This is a genomic window from Rhodanobacter glycinis, from assembly GCF_006438785.1.
Taxonomy (GTDB): Bacteria; Pseudomonadota; Gammaproteobacteria; order Xanthomonadales; family Rhodanobacteraceae; genus Rhodanobacter; species Rhodanobacter glycinis_A.
In genome coordinates this window covers 18,044-33,580 of the sequence record NZ_RCZB01000006.1, presented here as the reverse complement: position 1 = coordinate 33,580, position 15,537 = coordinate 18,044, and the positions used below count along the sequence as shown (strand labels likewise).

20 protein-coding genes and 1 tRNA gene are annotated in these 15,537 nt (G+C 64.0%); 2 read left to right on the top strand and 19 right to left on the bottom strand.

Translation table 11 applies throughout. The annotated features are described in order from the left end of the window. Positions 1 to 2: 2 nt before the first annotated feature. From EAH75_RS17280 to EAH75_RS17260, 5 genes are all read right to left on the bottom strand, one after another. Positions 3 to 659 carry a LolA-related protein gene (locus EAH75_RS17280; protein ID WP_140806348.1) on the bottom strand — a complete coding sequence of 219 codons (657 nt, stop codon included), beginning with the start codon at positions 657 to 659 and terminating at the stop codon, positions 3 to 5. Beyond that, the gene (locus tag EAH75_RS17275) at positions 586 to 1,542 is read right to left on the bottom strand and encodes an acyltransferase (protein ID WP_140806347.1); all 957 of its coding nucleotides are present in this window, start codon (positions 1,540 to 1,542) and stop codon (positions 586 to 588) included. Before EAH75_RS17275 ends, EAH75_RS17280 begins: the two co-directional genes overlap by 74 nt. Beyond that, on the bottom strand, positions 1,539 to 1,847 hold the full coding sequence (locus EAH75_RS17270; protein WP_140806345.1) for a hydroxymyristoyl-ACP dehydratase: 309 nt from the start codon (positions 1,845 to 1,847) through the stop codon (positions 1,539 to 1,541). The genes EAH75_RS17275 and EAH75_RS17270 overlap by 4 nt, the downstream gene beginning before the upstream one ends. After that, a complete protein-coding gene (locus EAH75_RS17265) occupies positions 1,844 to 2,563 on the bottom strand; it encodes a xanthomonadin biosynthesis protein (RefSeq protein ID WP_140653681.1) in 720 nt (239 codons plus the stop codon). The genes EAH75_RS17270 and EAH75_RS17265 overlap by 4 nt, the downstream gene beginning before the upstream one ends. Positions 2,564 to 2,663: 100 nt before the next feature. Continuing rightward, the gene (locus EAH75_RS17260; RefSeq protein ID WP_140806344.1) at positions 2,664 to 2,933 is read right to left on the bottom strand and encodes a phosphopantetheine-binding protein; all 270 of its coding nucleotides are present in this window, start codon (positions 2,931 to 2,933) and stop codon (positions 2,664 to 2,666) included. Between the two features lie 92 nt (positions 2,934 to 3,025). On the opposite strand from EAH75_RS17260, the gene EAH75_RS17255 reads away from it, so the two are divergent. Next, positions 3,026 to 4,018 (top strand): pteridine-dependent deoxygenase, encoded by a 993-nt coding sequence (locus EAH75_RS17255; RefSeq protein WP_140806343.1) that lies wholly within the window; start codon positions 3,026 to 3,028, stop codon positions 4,016 to 4,018. A gap of 41 nt (positions 4,019 to 4,059) precedes the next feature. Here EAH75_RS17255 and glmU read toward each other — a convergent pair whose 3' ends face one another. The 14 genes from glmU to EAH75_RS17185 all read right to left on the bottom strand — a co-directional run bounded on the left by glmU (position 4,060) and on the right by EAH75_RS17185 (position 14,782). After that, positions 4,060 to 5,448 carry a bifunctional UDP-N-acetylglucosamine diphosphorylase/glucosamine-1-phosphate N-acetyltransferase GlmU gene (glmU, locus tag EAH75_RS17250; RefSeq protein ID WP_140806342.1) on the bottom strand — a complete coding sequence of 463 codons (1,389 nt, stop codon included), beginning with the start codon at positions 5,446 to 5,448 and terminating at the stop codon, positions 4,060 to 4,062. Positions 5,449 to 5,521: 73 nt separating this feature from the next. Beyond that, positions 5,522 to 5,992: a hypothetical protein gene (locus tag EAH75_RS17245; RefSeq protein ID WP_241668984.1), complete on the bottom strand. Its 471-nt coding sequence runs from the start codon at positions 5,990 to 5,992 to the stop codon at positions 5,522 to 5,524. Between the two features lie 184 nt (positions 5,993 to 6,176). Further along, positions 6,177 to 6,605, bottom strand: a complete 429-nt coding sequence (locus tag EAH75_RS17240) for a F0F1 ATP synthase subunit epsilon (RefSeq protein WP_140806340.1) — start codon at positions 6,603 to 6,605, stop codon at positions 6,177 to 6,179. Positions 6,606 to 6,661: 56 nt separating this feature from the next. Further along, positions 6,662 to 8,074 carry a F0F1 ATP synthase subunit beta gene (gene atpD, locus EAH75_RS17235; protein ID WP_140653667.1) on the bottom strand — a complete coding sequence of 471 codons (1,413 nt, stop codon included), beginning with the start codon at positions 8,072 to 8,074 and terminating at the stop codon, positions 6,662 to 6,664. Between the two features lie 122 nt (positions 8,075 to 8,196). Then, the gene (gene atpG / locus EAH75_RS17230; RefSeq protein WP_140653665.1) at positions 8,197 to 9,114 is read right to left on the bottom strand and encodes a F0F1 ATP synthase subunit gamma; all 918 of its coding nucleotides are present in this window, start codon (positions 9,112 to 9,114) and stop codon (positions 8,197 to 8,199) included. Positions 9,115 to 9,204: 90 nt separating this feature from the next. Continuing rightward, the gene (gene atpA / locus EAH75_RS17225; RefSeq protein ID WP_140653663.1) at positions 9,205 to 10,755 is read right to left on the bottom strand and encodes a F0F1 ATP synthase subunit alpha; all 1,551 of its coding nucleotides are present in this window, start codon (positions 10,753 to 10,755) and stop codon (positions 9,205 to 9,207) included. Between the two features lie 61 nt (positions 10,756 to 10,816). Further along, positions 10,817 to 11,350 carry a F0F1 ATP synthase subunit delta gene (locus EAH75_RS17220; RefSeq protein WP_140806339.1) on the bottom strand — a complete coding sequence of 178 codons (534 nt, stop codon included), beginning with the start codon at positions 11,348 to 11,350 and terminating at the stop codon, positions 10,817 to 10,819. A 3-nt stretch (positions 11,351 to 11,353) separates the two neighbouring features. Next, positions 11,354 to 11,824: a F0F1 ATP synthase subunit B gene (locus EAH75_RS17215; protein WP_140806337.1), complete on the bottom strand. Its 471-nt coding sequence runs from the start codon at positions 11,822 to 11,824 to the stop codon at positions 11,354 to 11,356. A 98-nt stretch (positions 11,825 to 11,922) separates the two neighbouring features. Further along, entirely contained in the window at positions 11,923 to 12,222 is a 300-nt protein-coding gene (gene atpE, locus EAH75_RS17210; protein ID WP_140653657.1) for a F0F1 ATP synthase subunit C, read from the bottom strand. Between the two features lie 69 nt (positions 12,223 to 12,291). Next, positions 12,292 to 13,110 carry a F0F1 ATP synthase subunit A gene (gene atpB / locus EAH75_RS17205; RefSeq protein WP_140653655.1) on the bottom strand — a complete coding sequence of 273 codons (819 nt, stop codon included), beginning with the start codon at positions 13,108 to 13,110 and terminating at the stop codon, positions 12,292 to 12,294. Between the two features lie 3 nt (positions 13,111 to 13,113). Then, positions 13,114 to 13,434 (bottom strand): ATP synthase subunit I, encoded by a 321-nt coding sequence (locus EAH75_RS17200; RefSeq protein ID WP_140653958.1) that lies wholly within the window; start codon positions 13,432 to 13,434, stop codon positions 13,114 to 13,116. A gap of 313 nt (positions 13,435 to 13,747) precedes the next feature. Further along, positions 13,748 to 14,137: a phasin family protein gene (locus EAH75_RS17195; RefSeq protein ID WP_140653653.1), complete on the bottom strand. Its 390-nt coding sequence runs from the start codon at positions 14,135 to 14,137 to the stop codon at positions 13,748 to 13,750. A gap of 150 nt (positions 14,138 to 14,287) precedes the next feature. After that, positions 14,288 to 14,650, bottom strand: a complete 363-nt coding sequence (gene queD / locus EAH75_RS17190; protein ID WP_140806336.1) for a 6-carboxytetrahydropterin synthase QueD — start codon at positions 14,648 to 14,650, stop codon at positions 14,288 to 14,290. A gap of 55 nt (positions 14,651 to 14,705) precedes the next feature. Further along, positions 14,706 to 14,782 (bottom strand) — tRNA-Met (locus EAH75_RS17185). Between the two features lie 180 nt (positions 14,783 to 14,962). Here EAH75_RS17185 and EAH75_RS17180 point away from each other — a divergent pair. After that, the gene (locus tag EAH75_RS17180) at positions 14,963 to 15,523 is read left to right on the top strand and encodes an RNA pyrophosphohydrolase (RefSeq protein WP_140806335.1); all 561 of its coding nucleotides are present in this window, start codon (positions 14,963 to 14,965) and stop codon (positions 15,521 to 15,523) included. The last annotated feature ends 14 nt before the right edge of the window (positions 15,524 to 15,537 follow it).

Genomic DNA, 15,537 nt, shown 5'->3' with positions numbered 1-15,537 from the left:
GTTCAGGGCGTGCCCTGACACAGCGCCTGCAGCGCTTCGCGAGTGGGCTGCCCCGGCATCTTCGTCGCCAGCGAGCCGAGCAGGTCGATCGCGAGATCACCGTCGGCTTCCTGCATGTGCATGCAGCGCGACTCCCGGGCATAGCCATCGATGGTGATGCTGGCGACGGTCTTCGCCACTTTCACGTCACGCGGCACCAGGGTGAGCGTCCATGCGGCAGCAGCGTCACCGGCCTGCCTGATCTCGAACGCCTGCTGCAATCGGCCGGCATCGCCGCTGAGCAACGCGACGAAACTGTCCAGCAACACCTGCAATTGCGGCGCGCGCTCCAGCGAAAAATGACGAGGGCTCTTGCCGGCACGCTGCTGGGTCACTTCGCCGTTGGCGATGGTGGCGGTTTCCTGTTGCGGCTTGTCGACGCGCCGTTGCAGCTGATTGTCACCCAGCCATGACAGCTCGCCGGACACCACCAGCGGACGGTCCAGCACTTGCAGGAAGCGCGCCTCGGCAAACGCCGTATGCGCCGGCGCCGGCTGGCCCAGCGCGGCAATCAAAGCCTGCGCCGATGACGATGCGGCAGCCGGTTCAGACGCCGACGCGCTCGACCACAGCGGCAACAGCAGGCTCAGCAGCAGGAGGCGCGTCTTGCCAGAAATCATAGAAGTTGAACCAGTTGTAGGGTGCGACATGGATGTAGTGCTCCAACCGTTGCGCGTACAGGGCGATCAACGCATCCAGTGCCGGGCCGCGATTGTGTCGCGGAATCTCCACCCGATCGCTCAACGGCTCGAAGATCAGCCGATAGCGGTTGCCGCCCAGGTAGAGGCCGAAACACAGTACCACCGGCACCTGCAACGTATGCGCCAGCAGCCACGGGCTGATCGGAAACGGCGCCGGCGAGCCGAGGAACTCGGTGCGCCGCAGGACCTCATGACCACGGCCACGATCGGCCAGCATCGCCACCACAGCGCCGTTCTGGCAAGCCTCGGCCATCGCCAGCGCAATCGACGTGCCGTCCTGCGCTGCGTCGATCACGCACTTGCCCACGTCCGGCGCCAGCGCTTCCAGCAGTTCGGTCATCGCCGGGGTTTTCTGCTTGTCCAGCACCACCCGCAACGGCATCCCTGGCCGGCGTGCGCCGATGGCCCGCAATGCCTCGAAGCTGCCCTGATGCGAGCCGAACAGCAGCACGCCGCGACCCAGCGCCACGCGCTGATCCAGCAGATCCAGCCCGTGCGTCTCGATCTCGAACGGTTTCTCGCCATGCGCCAGCAGGAAGATCCGGTCCAGGATCGTGGCGGCGAAGCAATGGATGTGCTTGATTACCTGCCACTGCGAGACCGGCTGACCGAGCGCGCGCTGCAGATACTGTTTCGATGCCAGCCGCTCCGGCCCGCGGCGCAGGTAGAAGTACAGCGTGATCGGATACAGGCATAGCCGCCCTATCCGGCGTCCGCCGTACAACGCGATCGCGCGGATCAGCCAGATCGCGAAATGTCCGCCGCCTTCGGGGCGGCTCTGCCAATGCTCGTTCGTGCTCATGTCGTTCCCTCGACGACGCCGCGTGCCAGCAAGGTGCCGTCACGCTGAATCTCGAAACGGATCCGCGAGCCCGCAGGATCCGCCTCCATCAAGCGCAGCATTGCCGCTTCATTCGGCAGCAACGGTGCCACGAACTTTGCTTCCAGCACGCGTGTCAGCCGCTGACCACGCCATGCGCGCAGGGCCAGCGCCACCTGCTCCAGCAGGACCACACCGGGTACCAGCGGCTGGCCTGGGAAATGGCCAGGCAGCGCCGGATGCTTCGCATCGATGCACAGCGCCTGCTCGAAGCCGCTGCCATTCATGACGCCACCGCCCCTTTGCCGCGCAGCAACTGCGGCCAGTGCATGGCCAGTTGCAGCAGCATGTCGTGCAGGCCGGGATGACTCAGGTGGCGCAGCCGCCAGCGGCGATAGCCGTATTCGAGCAGGAACGCCGCAGCCAGCAGTACGTAACAACCCAGGTGCAGCCACGCCGCGGCCCATCGCTCGGGCACCTGCAGCGGCGAGGCAATCCCAAAGCGCGTCAGCAAGCCGCTGTGTTCGGCGCACAGCCACAGCACGCTCAGCAGCAATGCCTGCGCGCCCAGCAACAGCGTCCAGAACCAGGTGAGCTGGCGGGCGTAATCGGCCACGCCGGGTTGCTGCAGTCGGTCGGCGCCTTCAATCGCCACGATGAAACGCGCCACCAGGGGCTCCGCCGTACCCAGCGTGCGGCCGAACCAGCACGCCAGCAACGCATTGATCAGGATCGGCACGGTTTCCAGCAGCAAGCCGGCAAAGCCATACAGTGATAGCAGCAGCAACGCAGCCAGCACGCCCAACCAGACCGACCATGGCGCCACGCGGCGCGTCAGCAGGCGCGGCAGCATCACCACGGTCGCCAGCAAGGCCAGCGCCAGCAACGCAAAGACCTGCCGATGCGTCACCGCACCGGCGATCGCCAGCAAGGGGTAAGCCGGCAGCAACAGCAACGCATAACGCCGTGGCGTGCTGTCAGGCAGGGGAGAAACAGATCTCATGCCGGGTTCCACGAGGGTTCCGTCGAAACCGCAAGCCTGCCACTGACGACGGAATGCCACGTGACGATAGCGGAGTTGATGCGGCGAGAAAGCGCCGGTCTCAGCCGGCGCGGTGCTGCTCGACGTGCGCGGACAGCGTGCGCAGGCTGGTGAATATCTGCTTGTTGTCCGGGTTGTCCGAACGCAGCTGGAAACCATGGCGTTTGGATACGGCCAGTGCGATCTCCAGCGCATCGATCGAGTCCAGTCCCAGCTCGCCGCCGAACAGCGGGGCATCGGGATCGATCTGTTCCGGAGTCACTGTATCGAGATTCAGGCATTCCACGATCAAAGTAGCCAGTTCGTGTTGCGCTGTTGTCTGTTCTGCCATGCTCGATTCCGTACTCAAGATTCATTGCCTCCCCCCGGTGGCAGTGGGCGCGGAGTGTAACATAGCGCTCTTGTCGTTCCCGGTTGTACACAATGGTTCAGGGATGTGAAACCCCACAAATCGACTCGCTCGCGCGCCGCGCACCGCGGGTGTCCTACCGCATGGCAGAAGTCGCCAGCATCCTTGACGAGCCCGGCACACTGGCGTTGTTCGGGTTTGCCGCAGGTGCCTCGCCAGGCGACGATCCACGCTACCTGCAGGTGGCGCTGGAAGGCTTCGACACGCCTGCACCGTTCGAATTGTGGCGGGTCGATGCGCCGGTAAGCTGCGGCATCGAGGGCACGTTGCGCTGGTCGGCGGGCGGCGGCTGGCTGTTTGCGGCGATCGAACTGGACGAGCGCGAACACGGCGGACTGGAAGCCAGCGCCACCGTTGCCTATGCGACATTGCGGCAGTTCGTCGGCCAGCGTGCCGAAAAGCATGTATTGCGGGTGTGGAACTATCTGGGCGCGATCAACCAGGGTTCGGGCGACGCCGAGCGCTACAAGCACTTCTGCGACGGCCGTGCACAAGGCATGGGCGCGTTCTTTGCCGAAGGCTTTCCCGCCGCCACGGCCATCGGCCACCGCGGAGCGGAACACCGGATGCAGGTCTACCTGCTGGCCTGCGACCAGCCCGGCAGCCGGGTGGAAAACCCGCGTCAGGTCAGCGCATGGCGTTACCCGCGCCAGTACGGCCGTACACCACCCAGCTTTGCCCGCGCGATGACGCTGCCGGCGCAGGACGCGCTGGCGATCTCCGGCACTGCGGCCGTGGTGGGCCACGCGTCGGCACATGAGGACGACCTCGATGCCCAGCTCGGCGAAACCCTGACCAACCTCGAAGCATTGCTGGCCAGCGCCGGCATGGCCGCCGCGTTCGACACCCACTCGCCGCTCAAGATCTACGTGCGCCACAGCGCCGACGCGCCGCATGTGCGCGACTTCCTGCAAAACCGCCTGCCCGGCGTGCCGGTGCTGCTGCTGCACGGTGACATCTGTCGCAGCGAACTGCTGGTGGAGATTGACGGATGGCGCTACGCCTGAGCGTGTCCTGAGCCGCGCGCTGGAGCGCGACTGCGGTGGTTCTATGTCGGTACTTTTTTCGGCCGCTTCCAGCCCGGGAATGTCTGTTGCCGACCTCGCGCCACGGTCAACTCGCCCTCCGGCGCGTCATGCGTGATCACCGAGCCGGCGCCGATGGTGGCCTGCGCGCCGATCGTCACCGGTGCCACCAGCGCGCTGTTGGAACCGATGAAGGCGCCGTCACCGATGCGGGTGACGAACTTGTTGATGCCGTCGTAGTTGCAGGTGATGGTGCCGGCGCCGACATTGACGCCGCGACCGATCTCGGTGTCGCCGAGGTAGCTGAGGTGATTCGCCTTGCTGCCTTCGCCGATGCGGGTTTTCTTGGTTTCCACGAAGTTGCCGACATGCACGCCGGCATCCAGTTCGGTGCCCGGCCGCAGCCGCGCGAACGGGCCGATCGTGCAGGGGCCGTGGGTGACCACGCCCTCCAGGTCGCAGTGCGATTGCACCACGGTGCCGGCGGCCAGCTGCACGTCCTTCAGGCGGGTGAATGCGCCGATGCGCACGTCATCACCCAGCGCCACCCGGCCTTCGAGGATCACGTCGATGTCGAGCTCGACATCACGACCGGCCGCGACCGTACCGCGCACGTCGATGCGTGAGGGATCGGCCAGTCGCACGCCGTCGGCCAGCAGCGCGCGCGCGGCGCGCTGGCGGTACGCCGCCTCCAGTTCGGTCAGCTGCAGCGGATTGTTGGCGCCGGCCGCCTCGATCGGATCGCTGCATTCGACGCTGAGTGCCGCCAGCTTTTCAGCGGCGGCCATGCCGAAGATGTCGGTGAGGTAGTACTCACCCTGCGCGTTGTTGCGGTCAAGCCGGCTGATCCAGCCGCGCAACGCCTTTGCGTCGGCGACGAGGATGCCGGTATTGACCACGTTCACCGCGCGCTGGTCGGCATCGGCATCCTTCTCCTCGACCACCGCACGCACGCGGCCATGGTCGTCGCACAGCACGCGGCCATAACCGTGCGGGTCGGCGAGGCGGGTGGTCAACAGGCTGAAGCTGCCGTCCGCCGTGACCAGCTGCTGCAAGGTCTGCACCCGAGTCAGCGGCACGTCGCCGTACAGCACCAGAACACGCACATTTCCGGCTGAGACGCCGTCGGGCACATCGGCGAGCGCCTGCTCCACCGCGTGGCCGGTGCCCAGCCGCTCGGCCTGCAGCACCCAGCGCAGATCGGGCTGGCCAGCGAATGCCGCCCGCACCTGCTCGCCGCAATGGCCGTAGACGATATGGATCGCCGTCGGCTGCAGCGCACGCGCCGCGTCGATCACGTGCGCCAGCAGGGGTCGGCCGGCCAGCGGCATCAGGACCTTGGCCCGGTTCGATTTCATCCGCGTGCCGGCGCCGGCGGCGAGGATGATGATGTGGAGGGAAACTTGGTTCATGGGTATCGGCCTGACGCGTCTCGATCAAAAAAGCATAACAGCCTGTCCGGCCGGGACGAGGGCGGGAAAGGGCTCAGGGCTTCGCCGCCGCAGCCGAAACGGTGGCCTTGCCGGCATGACATTCGAAACGGAACACATAGGTCAGGCTGAATGGCCGCGCTCCGCTGTCGACCATATGGCTGTTGCCGTCGGCGTCGGCGGCCCAGCGGTTGATCGTCAGCGGATTGAACTGCCACCGCCGTGCCGCCACGCGCACGGCGGCGATGAAGGCACGCCGGCCCGTATCCGCCCGTGCCTCGTCCGCCACGCGCACTTCGCCGACCTTGCCTGCCTCATCGACGATCAGCAATGCCGGCACTTCCTGCGGCGATGGACAGCCTACGAGCAGCTCCGGCGGATACACCGGCGTCGCGCGCCGGAATGGCGTGCCGCCGCTGGACACCTCGCCCAGCGCCAGCCGGTAGCGCGTCGTGCCGACCGGCACCACCTCCTTCCAGGATGCATCATCGGTGGCGGAGGAAAGAGCCGGTGGCGGCCGCGTCATGGCGCAGCCCACCAGCATCAACAGCAGTCCACCGCATGCGTTACGCCAACCGGTTGCCCGCCCCGTCATCGTGATCGTTCCTGCCCGCCCTGACCCAAATCGTGCCGATGCAAAAACGCCGGCACAAGGCCGGCGTTCATTGCTTATCTCAGCATTCGCGCGGGAATGCCGACTCCGGCGAAACTCAGTGCTTGAGGTTTTTACGCAGACGCTCCAGCGCCTGCAGCTGGGTCATCGCCTGAACCAGCTTGGCCTGTGCCTCGGCAATTTCCATCGCGTCGGTGCGGTTGGCCAGCGCGTCTTCGGCTTCCTTCTTGGCGCGCTGCGCGGACGCCTCGTCCAGATCGGACGCGCGCGCGGCAGTGTCGGCCAGCACGGTGATCACCTGCGGCTGCACTTCCAGGATGCCGCCGGAAACCCAGAACTGCTGGCGCTCACCACCGGCCAGCACCACGTCGACGTGGCCCGGCTTGAGGCGGGTGATCAGCGGGGCATGACGGGGCGTGATGCCCAGCTCGCCCAGCTCGCCGGTGGCGACCACCATCACGGCATCGCCGTGATAGATCTCGGCTTCGGCACTGACGATGTCGACGCGAATGGTTTGGGTGGTCATGACTCAGATTCCGAATGCGTAAGACACGGGGCGGACTGAAGGTCCGCCCTTGAGGATCAGGCGGCCTTCTTGGCGCCCATGTCTTCGGCCTTCTTGACCGCCTCGTCGATGCCGCCAACCATGTAGAACGCCTGCTCCGGCAGATGGTCGACGTCGCCGTCGACGATCATCTTGAAGCCGCGGATGGTTTCCTTCAGCGGCACGTACTTGCCCGGCGAACCGGTGAACACTTCGGCCACGTGGAACGGCTGCGAGAAGAAGCGCTCGATCTTGCGCGCGCGCGACACGGCCTGCTTGTCTTCTTCGGACAGCTCGTCCATGCCGAGGATCGCGATGATGTCCTTCAGCTCCTTGTAGCGCTGCAGCGTGCCCTGCACGCGGCGGGCGACGTCGTAGTGCTCCACGCCGATCACGTTCGGGTCCAGCTGACGGCTGGTGGAATCCAGCGGATCCACCGCCGGGTAGATACCCAGCGACGCGATGTTGCGGCTCAGCACCACGGTCGCATCCAAGTGGGCGAAGGTGGTGGCCGGCGACGGATCGGTAAGGTCATCCGCGGGCACGTAGACAGCCTGGATCGAGGTGATCGAGCCGGTCTTGGTCGAGGTAATGCGCTCCTGCAGCACGCCCATTTCCTCGGCCAGCGTCGGCTGGTAACCCACCGCCGACGGCATGCGGCCGAGCAGCGCGGACACTTCGGTACCGGCCAGCGTGTAACGGTAGATGTTGTCGACGAAGAACAGCACGTCACGACCCTTGCCGGAAGCGTCCTTCTCGTCGCGGAAGTACTCGGCCATGGTCAGGCCGGTCAACGCCACGCGCAGACGGTTGCCCGGCGGCTCGTTCATCTGGCCGTACACCATCGCGACCTTGTCGAGCACGTTGGAGTCTTTCATCTCGTGGTAGAAGTCGTTGCCCTCGCGGGTACGCTCGCCCACGCCGGCGAACACGGACAGGCCTTCGTGCGCCTTGGCGATGTTGTTGATCAATTCCATCATGTTGACGGTCTTGCCCACGCCGGCGCCGCCGAACAGGCCGACCTTGCCGCCCTTGGCGAACGGGCACATCAGGTCGATCACCTTGATGCCGGTTTCCAGCAGATCGTTCGCGGCCGCCTGGTCGTCGTAGCTCGGCGCCTCGCGATGGATCACCCAGCGATCCTGCTCGCCGATCGGGCCGGCTTCGTCGATCGGGTTGCCGAGCACGTCCATGATACGGCCGAGCGTGGCCTTGCCGACCGGCACCTTGATGCCCTCGCCGGTGTTGCGGGCGATCAGGTTGCGGCGCAAACCGTCGGTGGAACCGAGCGCGATCGTGCGCACGATGCCGTCGCCCAGCACCTGCTGCACTTCCAGCGTGATCTCGGTGCCGTCGATCTTCAGTGCGTCGTACACCTGCGGTACCTGATCGCGCGGAAACTCGACGTCGATGACCGCGCCGATGATCTGAACAACTTTGCCCTGGCTCATGGAATGCTCCGGATGGATCTTTAAGGTTCTGTCTAAGCGCCGCTTGAAGCGTCGCTCTTATTGAGAGTGCGGCCACGGATGGCCGCTTTTTGATCTTGCCCTGCGATCAGGGACGATTGCACTTATACAGCCGCAGCACCGCCGACGATTTCCGAGATTTCCTGGGTGATCGCTGCCTGACGCGCCTTGTTGTAGATCAACGTCAACTCGCCAATCACCTTGTTCGCGTTGTCCGACGCGCTCTTCATCGCCACCATCCGCGCAGCGTGCTCGCTGGCCAGGTTCTCCAGCGACGCCTGATACACCACCGACTCGATGTAACGACCCAGCACGTGCTCAAGCACCGCCTGTGCATCCGGCTCGTAGATGTAGTCCCAGTCGTGGCTCGCTTCCAGCTTGACGCCGGCATACGCCGACTCGCCTGCTGCCTGATGCGCTTCCATTTCCGACGCCACCAGCGGCAGCGGCAGCAGCGCGTCGATCGTCGGCTTCTGCGTCATGGTGTTGACGAAGTCGTTGTAGGCGAGGAATACGCGATCCAGGCCGTTGGACGTATAGGCGTCCATCATCACCTTGATCACCCCGACCAGCTGTTCGAGCTTGGGCTTTTCGCCGAGATGGCTGACGCTGCCGATCAGGTTGATGTCCTTGAGCCGGCGGAAGAACGAAATCGCCTTCTGGCCGATCGCCACCACGTCCACCTGCACGCCCTGCCGATGCCACTCGGCGATCGCCGGCAGCAGACGACGGAACAGGTTGGAGTTGAGGCCGCCGCACAGGCCGCGATCGGTCGACACCACGATGTAGCCGACCCGCGCCACGTTGTCGCGCTGGGTCAGGAACGGATGGCTGAAATCGGTGCTGGCCTGGGCCACGTGCGCGATCACCTTGCGCATCGAACGGGCATACGGACGCGAGGCCTTCATCATGTCCTGCGCACGACGGATCTTTGCCGCAGAGACCATTTCGAGCGCGCGCGTGACCTTGCGCATGTTCTGCGTGCTCTTGATCTTGGTTTTGATTTCGCGTCCGCTGGCCATGCTTTATCCGCTCGTTATGCTCGCTGGTGGGAAGGGGGACGCTGTCCGCCCTTCCGATTCGCCTGCTTTACCGATTTACTGCAGCCGGTATTACCAGCTACCGGTTTTCTTGTACTCGTCCAGCGAGGCCTTGAAGGTGGCTTCGATGTCGTTGTTCCAGTCGCCGGTAGCCACGATCTTGCTCATCAGCTCGGCATGGTTCTGGTGCATGAATGCGTGCAGACCCTTCTCGAACGGCAGCACCTTGTTGACCGGCAGGTCGTCGAGATAGCCCTTCTCGGCGGCGTACACCGACAGTGCCAGCTCGGCGATCGACAGCGGCGAGTACTGCGCCTGCTTCATCAGTTCAACCACGCGCTGACCACGATCGAGCTGGGCGCGGGTGGCCGGATCCAGATCCGAGGCGAACTGCGCGAACGCGGCCAGCTCACGGTACTGCGCCAGCGCCAGCTTCACGCCGCCGGACAGCTTCTTGACGATCTTGGTCTGCGCGGCACCGCCGACGCGGGACACCGAGATACCGGCGTTCACGGCCGGACGGATGCCGGCGTTGAACAGGTCGGTTTCCAGGAAGATCTGGCCGTCGGTGATCGAGATCACGTTGGTCGGCACGAACGCCGAAACGTCGCCGCCCTGGGTCTCGATGATCGGCAGCGCGGTCAGCGAGCCGGTCTTGCCCTTCACCGCGCCGTTGGTGAACTTCTCCACGTAGGCCTCGGACACGCGCGAGGCGCGCTCGAGCAGACGCGAGTGGAGATAGAACACGTCGCCCGGATACGCCTCGCGGCCCGGCGGACGCTTCAGCAGCAGCGAGATCTGACGGTAGGCGACGGCCTGCTTGGACAGGTCGTCATACACGATCAGCGCGTCTTCGCCGCGATCGCGGAAATACTCGCCCATCGCGCAACCGGAGTACGGCGCGACGTACTGCAGCGCGGCCGACTCGGACGCCGAGGCGACCACGACGATGGTGTTGGCCAGTGCGCCGTTCGCTTCGAGCTTGCGCACCACGTTGGCCACCGACGACCGCTTCTGGCCGATCGCGACGTAGATGCACTTAATGCCGGAATCCTTCTGCGCGATGATCGCGTCGATCGCCAGCGCGGTCTTGCCGGTCTGGCGGTCGCCGATGATCAGCTCGCGCTGGCCGCGGCCGACCGGGATCATCGCGTCGACCGACTTGTAGCCGGTCTGCAGCGGCTGGTCGACCGACTTGCGCCAGATCACGCCCGGCGCGACCTTCTCGATCGCCGCGTTGAGCTTGGCGCCGAGCGGGCCCTTGCCGTCGATCGGGTTGCCCAGCGCGTCGACGACGCGGCCGAGCAGCTCCGGACCGACCGGCACTTCGAGGATGCGGCCGGTGGTCTTGGCGGTGTCGCCTTCGCGCAGGTGCTGGTATTCACCGAGCACCACCGCGCCGACCGAGTCGCGCTCCAGGTTCAGCGCCAGTGCAAACGAGTTGCCCGGCAGCTCGATCATTTCGCCCTGCATCACATCGGCCAGGCCGTGGATGCGCACGATGCCGTCAGACACGCTGATGATCGTGCCCTCGTTGCGTGCTTCCGCGCCGAGCTTGAACTGCTCGATGCGGTTCTTGATCAGTTCGCTGATCTCGGACGGATTCAAAGTGGTGCTGGACATGGCAAGTTTTCCTGGGATTCGCGCCGCATCAGCGGCACCCGATAGGTTTTGATTCTTTGGATCAGTGCGAAAGCGCGCTGGCCAGCTGCGCAAGACGTCCGCGGGCGGAGCCGTCGATCACCTGCTCGCCGGTATCGATCACCACGCCAGCCAGCAGCGAGGCATCGACCTTGGTTTCCAGTTCGATCTCGCGCTTGAAGCGGCGTTTCAGCGACACCTTGAGCTGCTCGGCCTGCGCCGCGTCCAGGGCCATCGCGCTGGTCACCTTGACCAGCAGCTGCGACTCGGACTCACGCTTGAACGCCTCGTACAGATCGGCCACTTCCGGCAGCAGTGCCATGCGGCGCTGCTCGGCCATCTCGGCGAGGAACTGCGCGAACGGCGCATCGGCGGCGACATCGGTCGGCAGATGCAGCGCCACCAGCTGAGCCGGGAGCACCCGCGGGTCGTTGCCGAGGCCGGCCACGCGCGGATCCTTCGCGACCTCGGCGGCAAAAGCCAGCGCCTGCGACCATGCGGCCAGCGAGCCGGCCGCATGAGCCACTTCGAAGGCGGCGCGCGCGTACGGGCGAGCTAGGGTGATTGCCTGGGCCATTGATCAGATCTCGGCCGCGAGCTGGTCGAGCAAGGCCTTGTGCGTCGACGCATCGACTTCGCGCTGCACGATCTTGCTGGCACCTTGCACCGCCAACGCGCCAACCTGCTCACGCAGCTGGTCACGGGCACGTTGGGCCATCGACGCGATGTCGTCCTGCGCGCTTGCCTTCAGACGGTTGATCTCGACGACGGCTTCGCCGCGCGCCTTCTCGATGATCTGATTGGCCTGCTGCTGGGCCTTGTCGATGATCTCGGAAGCCTGCTGACGGGCCACCTTGATCTCGGCCGCGACCTTGTGGTCGGCGTCCTTCAGCTCGGCGTGCGCACGCTCGGCGGCATTGAGACCTTCGGCAATCTTGATCTGCCGTTCTTCAATTGCCTTGTTGATATGCGGCCAAATGAAGTGGACGCAGAACCAGATCAGGATGGCGAACGAAATCATTTCGCCAATCAAGGTCGCGTTGAAATCCATCGCTGCGTTACCTGTAAATACGGTGTATTACGAGCAAAAACGCCGAAGCGTCGTTGCGGGAGTGCGGCGCCGCCGAAGCGACGCCGCGGTATGGCAAATCAATGACCAGCGGCAGCCGTAGCGGCATTCATCACGTTCGACAGCAGCGGGTTGGCCACGGCGAAGTACATCGCCAGCGCCACGCCGATCAGGAACGCTGCGTCGATCAGGCCGGCCAGCAGGAACATGCGGCCCTGCAGCAGCGGCACCAGCTCCGGCTGACGGGCAGCGGCTTCGAGGAACTTGGAACCCATGACGCCGATACCGATACAGGCACCGAGGGCACCGAGGCCGATGATCAGACCCAGCGCGATGGCGGTGAAGGACTGCACTTGAGCAATGTGAGCGATGAGTTCCACGACGGTCTCCTGAGAAATTGAAACTTGAAAGATCAAAATGGTTGAAGCGGATGATTCGAAAAACAGAAATCAGTGATGATCGTGCGCCATCGAGATGTACACGATCGTCAGCACCATGAAAATGAAAGCCTGGATACCGATGATCAGGATGTGGAAGATGCCCCACACTGTGTAGCCGATGATGCCCGCGCCATACAGCGCCCAGCCTGCCAGGCCAGCGCCAGCGCTGAACAAACCAGCGATCAGCATGAAGACCAGCTCGCCGGCATACATGTTGCCGAACAATCGCATCGCCAGGCTGACCGGCTTGGACAGCAGCTCGACCACGTTGAGCAGGAAGTTCGGAATCCACAGCGCCGGATGCGCGCCGAACGGCGCGGTGAACAACTCATGCATGTAGCCGCCAAAGCCCTTGGCCTTGAAGCTGTAGAAGATGATCAACACGAACACCGTCAGCGACATCGCGAACGTCATGTTGATGTCGGCGGTCGGCACGGCGCGGAAATGGCCGACGCCGAATTTCTCGGTGATCCACGGCAGCAGGTCGACCGGCAGCAGATCCATCGCATTCATCAGGAAGACCCAGAGAAATACGGTCAGCGCCAGCGGCCCGAGGATGCGCCGGTCGCCATGGAACACGTCCTTGACCTGACCATCGACGAATTCCAGCACGATTTCCACGAACGCCTGACCGCGACCCGGCACGCCCGCCGTCGCCTTGCGCGCCTTCAGCCAGAACAGCAGGCAGAACAGTACGCCCAGCACCAGCGATATGGTGATCGAGTCGATGTGCACCGCCCAGAAACCACTCTTGCTCGCATGCGGCGTGAGATGGGTGAGATGGTGCTGGATGTATTCGGTGAGTCCGCCTTGTGGCTCGCTTGCCATGTCTCAACCCTTGAATCTGAACGCCAGCAGATAAACCGCGTAGGCAGCCACCAACCCCGTGATGGCGGCCAGTGGCGGCAACTTGAATTGAAACAGGATCATGATCAGCCCCCCGACGATCACGATCCATTTCAGGATCATGCCCGTCAGCAAGCGGCTCAACGCCATGCCAGCCCCGCTGAGCCCGCTGAAGAAGCGCGCCGACAACAGCGCGGTACCCAGCGCCACGATCACCGCACCTGCAGCAGCCGACATCGCTTCGCGGCGCCCCAGCACCAGGAAAGCAAGGCCAGCCAACATGGCCACAGCAAGCTGCAGCAGCATGATGCGCAAGGCGAGACGTCGACCAGAGGCAAGACTATTGAGCACGTAACGTCTCCGCGCGGTTTACACCAGGCGGCACCGATACAGCTACGGGCCACGATCCAATCCGCAAAAGTATATCAGTGCGGCGAATGCAGCGACAAGCTGTGCGGCCTGCGACATCCTGCCCCTTCGCCCAAAAATGCAAGCTGGCGCTGGCTTCGAAACCCTCAACGCCGTGATCGCACGTTTTTGTGGGTGCGCATGCAAACAAGGCCGAACACGAATGTCCGGCCCTGCTTGTCGCGGCAGACGCCGCGATGATCCCGCTGTATTACTTGGCAGCCTTCTTGGCGGCAGCGACAACCGGCGCAGTGACGGCGTCGTTGGCAGCCTGACGCTGTTCCTGCACGAGCGCATTCAGCGACTCGGCGGTCTTCTGGGTGATCGCGAGGATCTCCTGCGAGACAGCCACCGAACGCTCGGCGTTGTCGCGGCTCAGGCTGGTGCCCTTTTCCCACAGGCTGCGCAGGCCGTTCACGTCGCGCGTTTCCATCGCCTCGGCAACGAACTCGGCGGAGATCTTGGACTGCTCCTCGAGCGCCTTGAGCTGCAACTCGGCGACCGTCTCCAGACCCTTCAGGGCCAGCGACTGTGCCTTGAAGGCGCTGTCGGTGAACTGCTTGGTGAAAGCGAAAAGCTGGTTGTTGAGCTGCTGGGTCATGATCTTGTCCTCACTGAGGATTGGGTAGTGGGATGAACTCTAGCAGCAAATTTTGTGCAGTGCAATATATTTTTCGGCTTGGGCAGCGACGTTAAGAAAAAATTCATGTAAAACGGTTATTTATGACAATTTGAAAAATATCGCGTCGCGTCAAAAACTGTCTCGACTGCAGCTGGCTCCCGACGTACAGGTCTCATACACGACCACCTTGTCCAACCCCGGCAAGCGCGGCAACAACCGTTGCCAGATCCAGCGCGCCAGCATCTCGCTGGTCGGATTCTCCAGCCCTTCGATGTCATTGAGGTAGTGGTGGTCAAGCTGGTCGTACAACGGCGCGAACGCCGTCTTCAGATCGGCAAAGTCCATCACCCAGCCCAGCTGCGGATCAGGCTCGCCCGTCACATGGATCTCGATGCGGAACGAATGCCCGTGCAGCCGCGCGCACTTGTGTCCGGCCGGCACGTGGGGCAGCCGATGAGCTGCCTCCAGCTGAAAAACCTTGAAAATATGCATGGCGGACGCCTGCGTGCAATTGATGAGCCGGCGGCAAAAACACGCACGACGCGTTTGGTGGCTATGGGTGGACTCGAACCACCGACCCCAGCATTATGAGTGCTGTGCTCTAACCAGCTGAGCTACATAGCCTTGAGGAAACCCGCCATGCCGGATCAGAACGATACGGGCGGGGCGCGGCAGTGTAGTCGCGTAGCCGGGTTGGTTCAAGTCTGCCGCTTGCCGCTGCTTCGCGCGCTGTGGTTGAATCGACTGCAGGACTGGGTGCGGTCTTGCGCGGCATAACCGCGCCGCACGACTCCAGGAGGCTACATGATTGATGTTGATGGCTATCGTCCGAATGTAGGCATCGTGCTGCTGAATGCAGCCGGCCAGCTGTTCTGGGCGCGCCGGATCAATCGTGATGGCTGGCAGTTCCCGCAGGGCGGCATGCGCTCGGACGAAACCCCGCTGGAAGCCATGTACCGCGAGCTGGAAGAAGAAACCGGGTTGGCAGCGCATCACGTGGAAGTCATCAGCGCAACTCATGGCTGGCTGCGCTACCGCCTGCCCAACCGCTATGTGCGGCATCATCAGCGCCCTACCTGCATCGGCCAGAAGCAGGTGTGGTTCCTGCTCAAACTGGTTGGCGGCGAGGATGCGCTGAAGCTGGACGCATGCGACAAGCCGGAGTTCGATCTGTGGCGCTGGGTCGATTTCTGGTACCCGGCCGCGCACGTGGTCAACTTCAAACGACAGGTTTACGAGCGGGCCCTGCGCCACTTCGCGCCCTTGGTGGAGAACCTGTGCAGCGTCGAACTCGGCACGCTGCCGCCGCGGGATACCGCGGAAACGCCGCCGACCGGGCCACGTGACGGCCGCGAAGCAGCCTGAACGGATTCAACAAC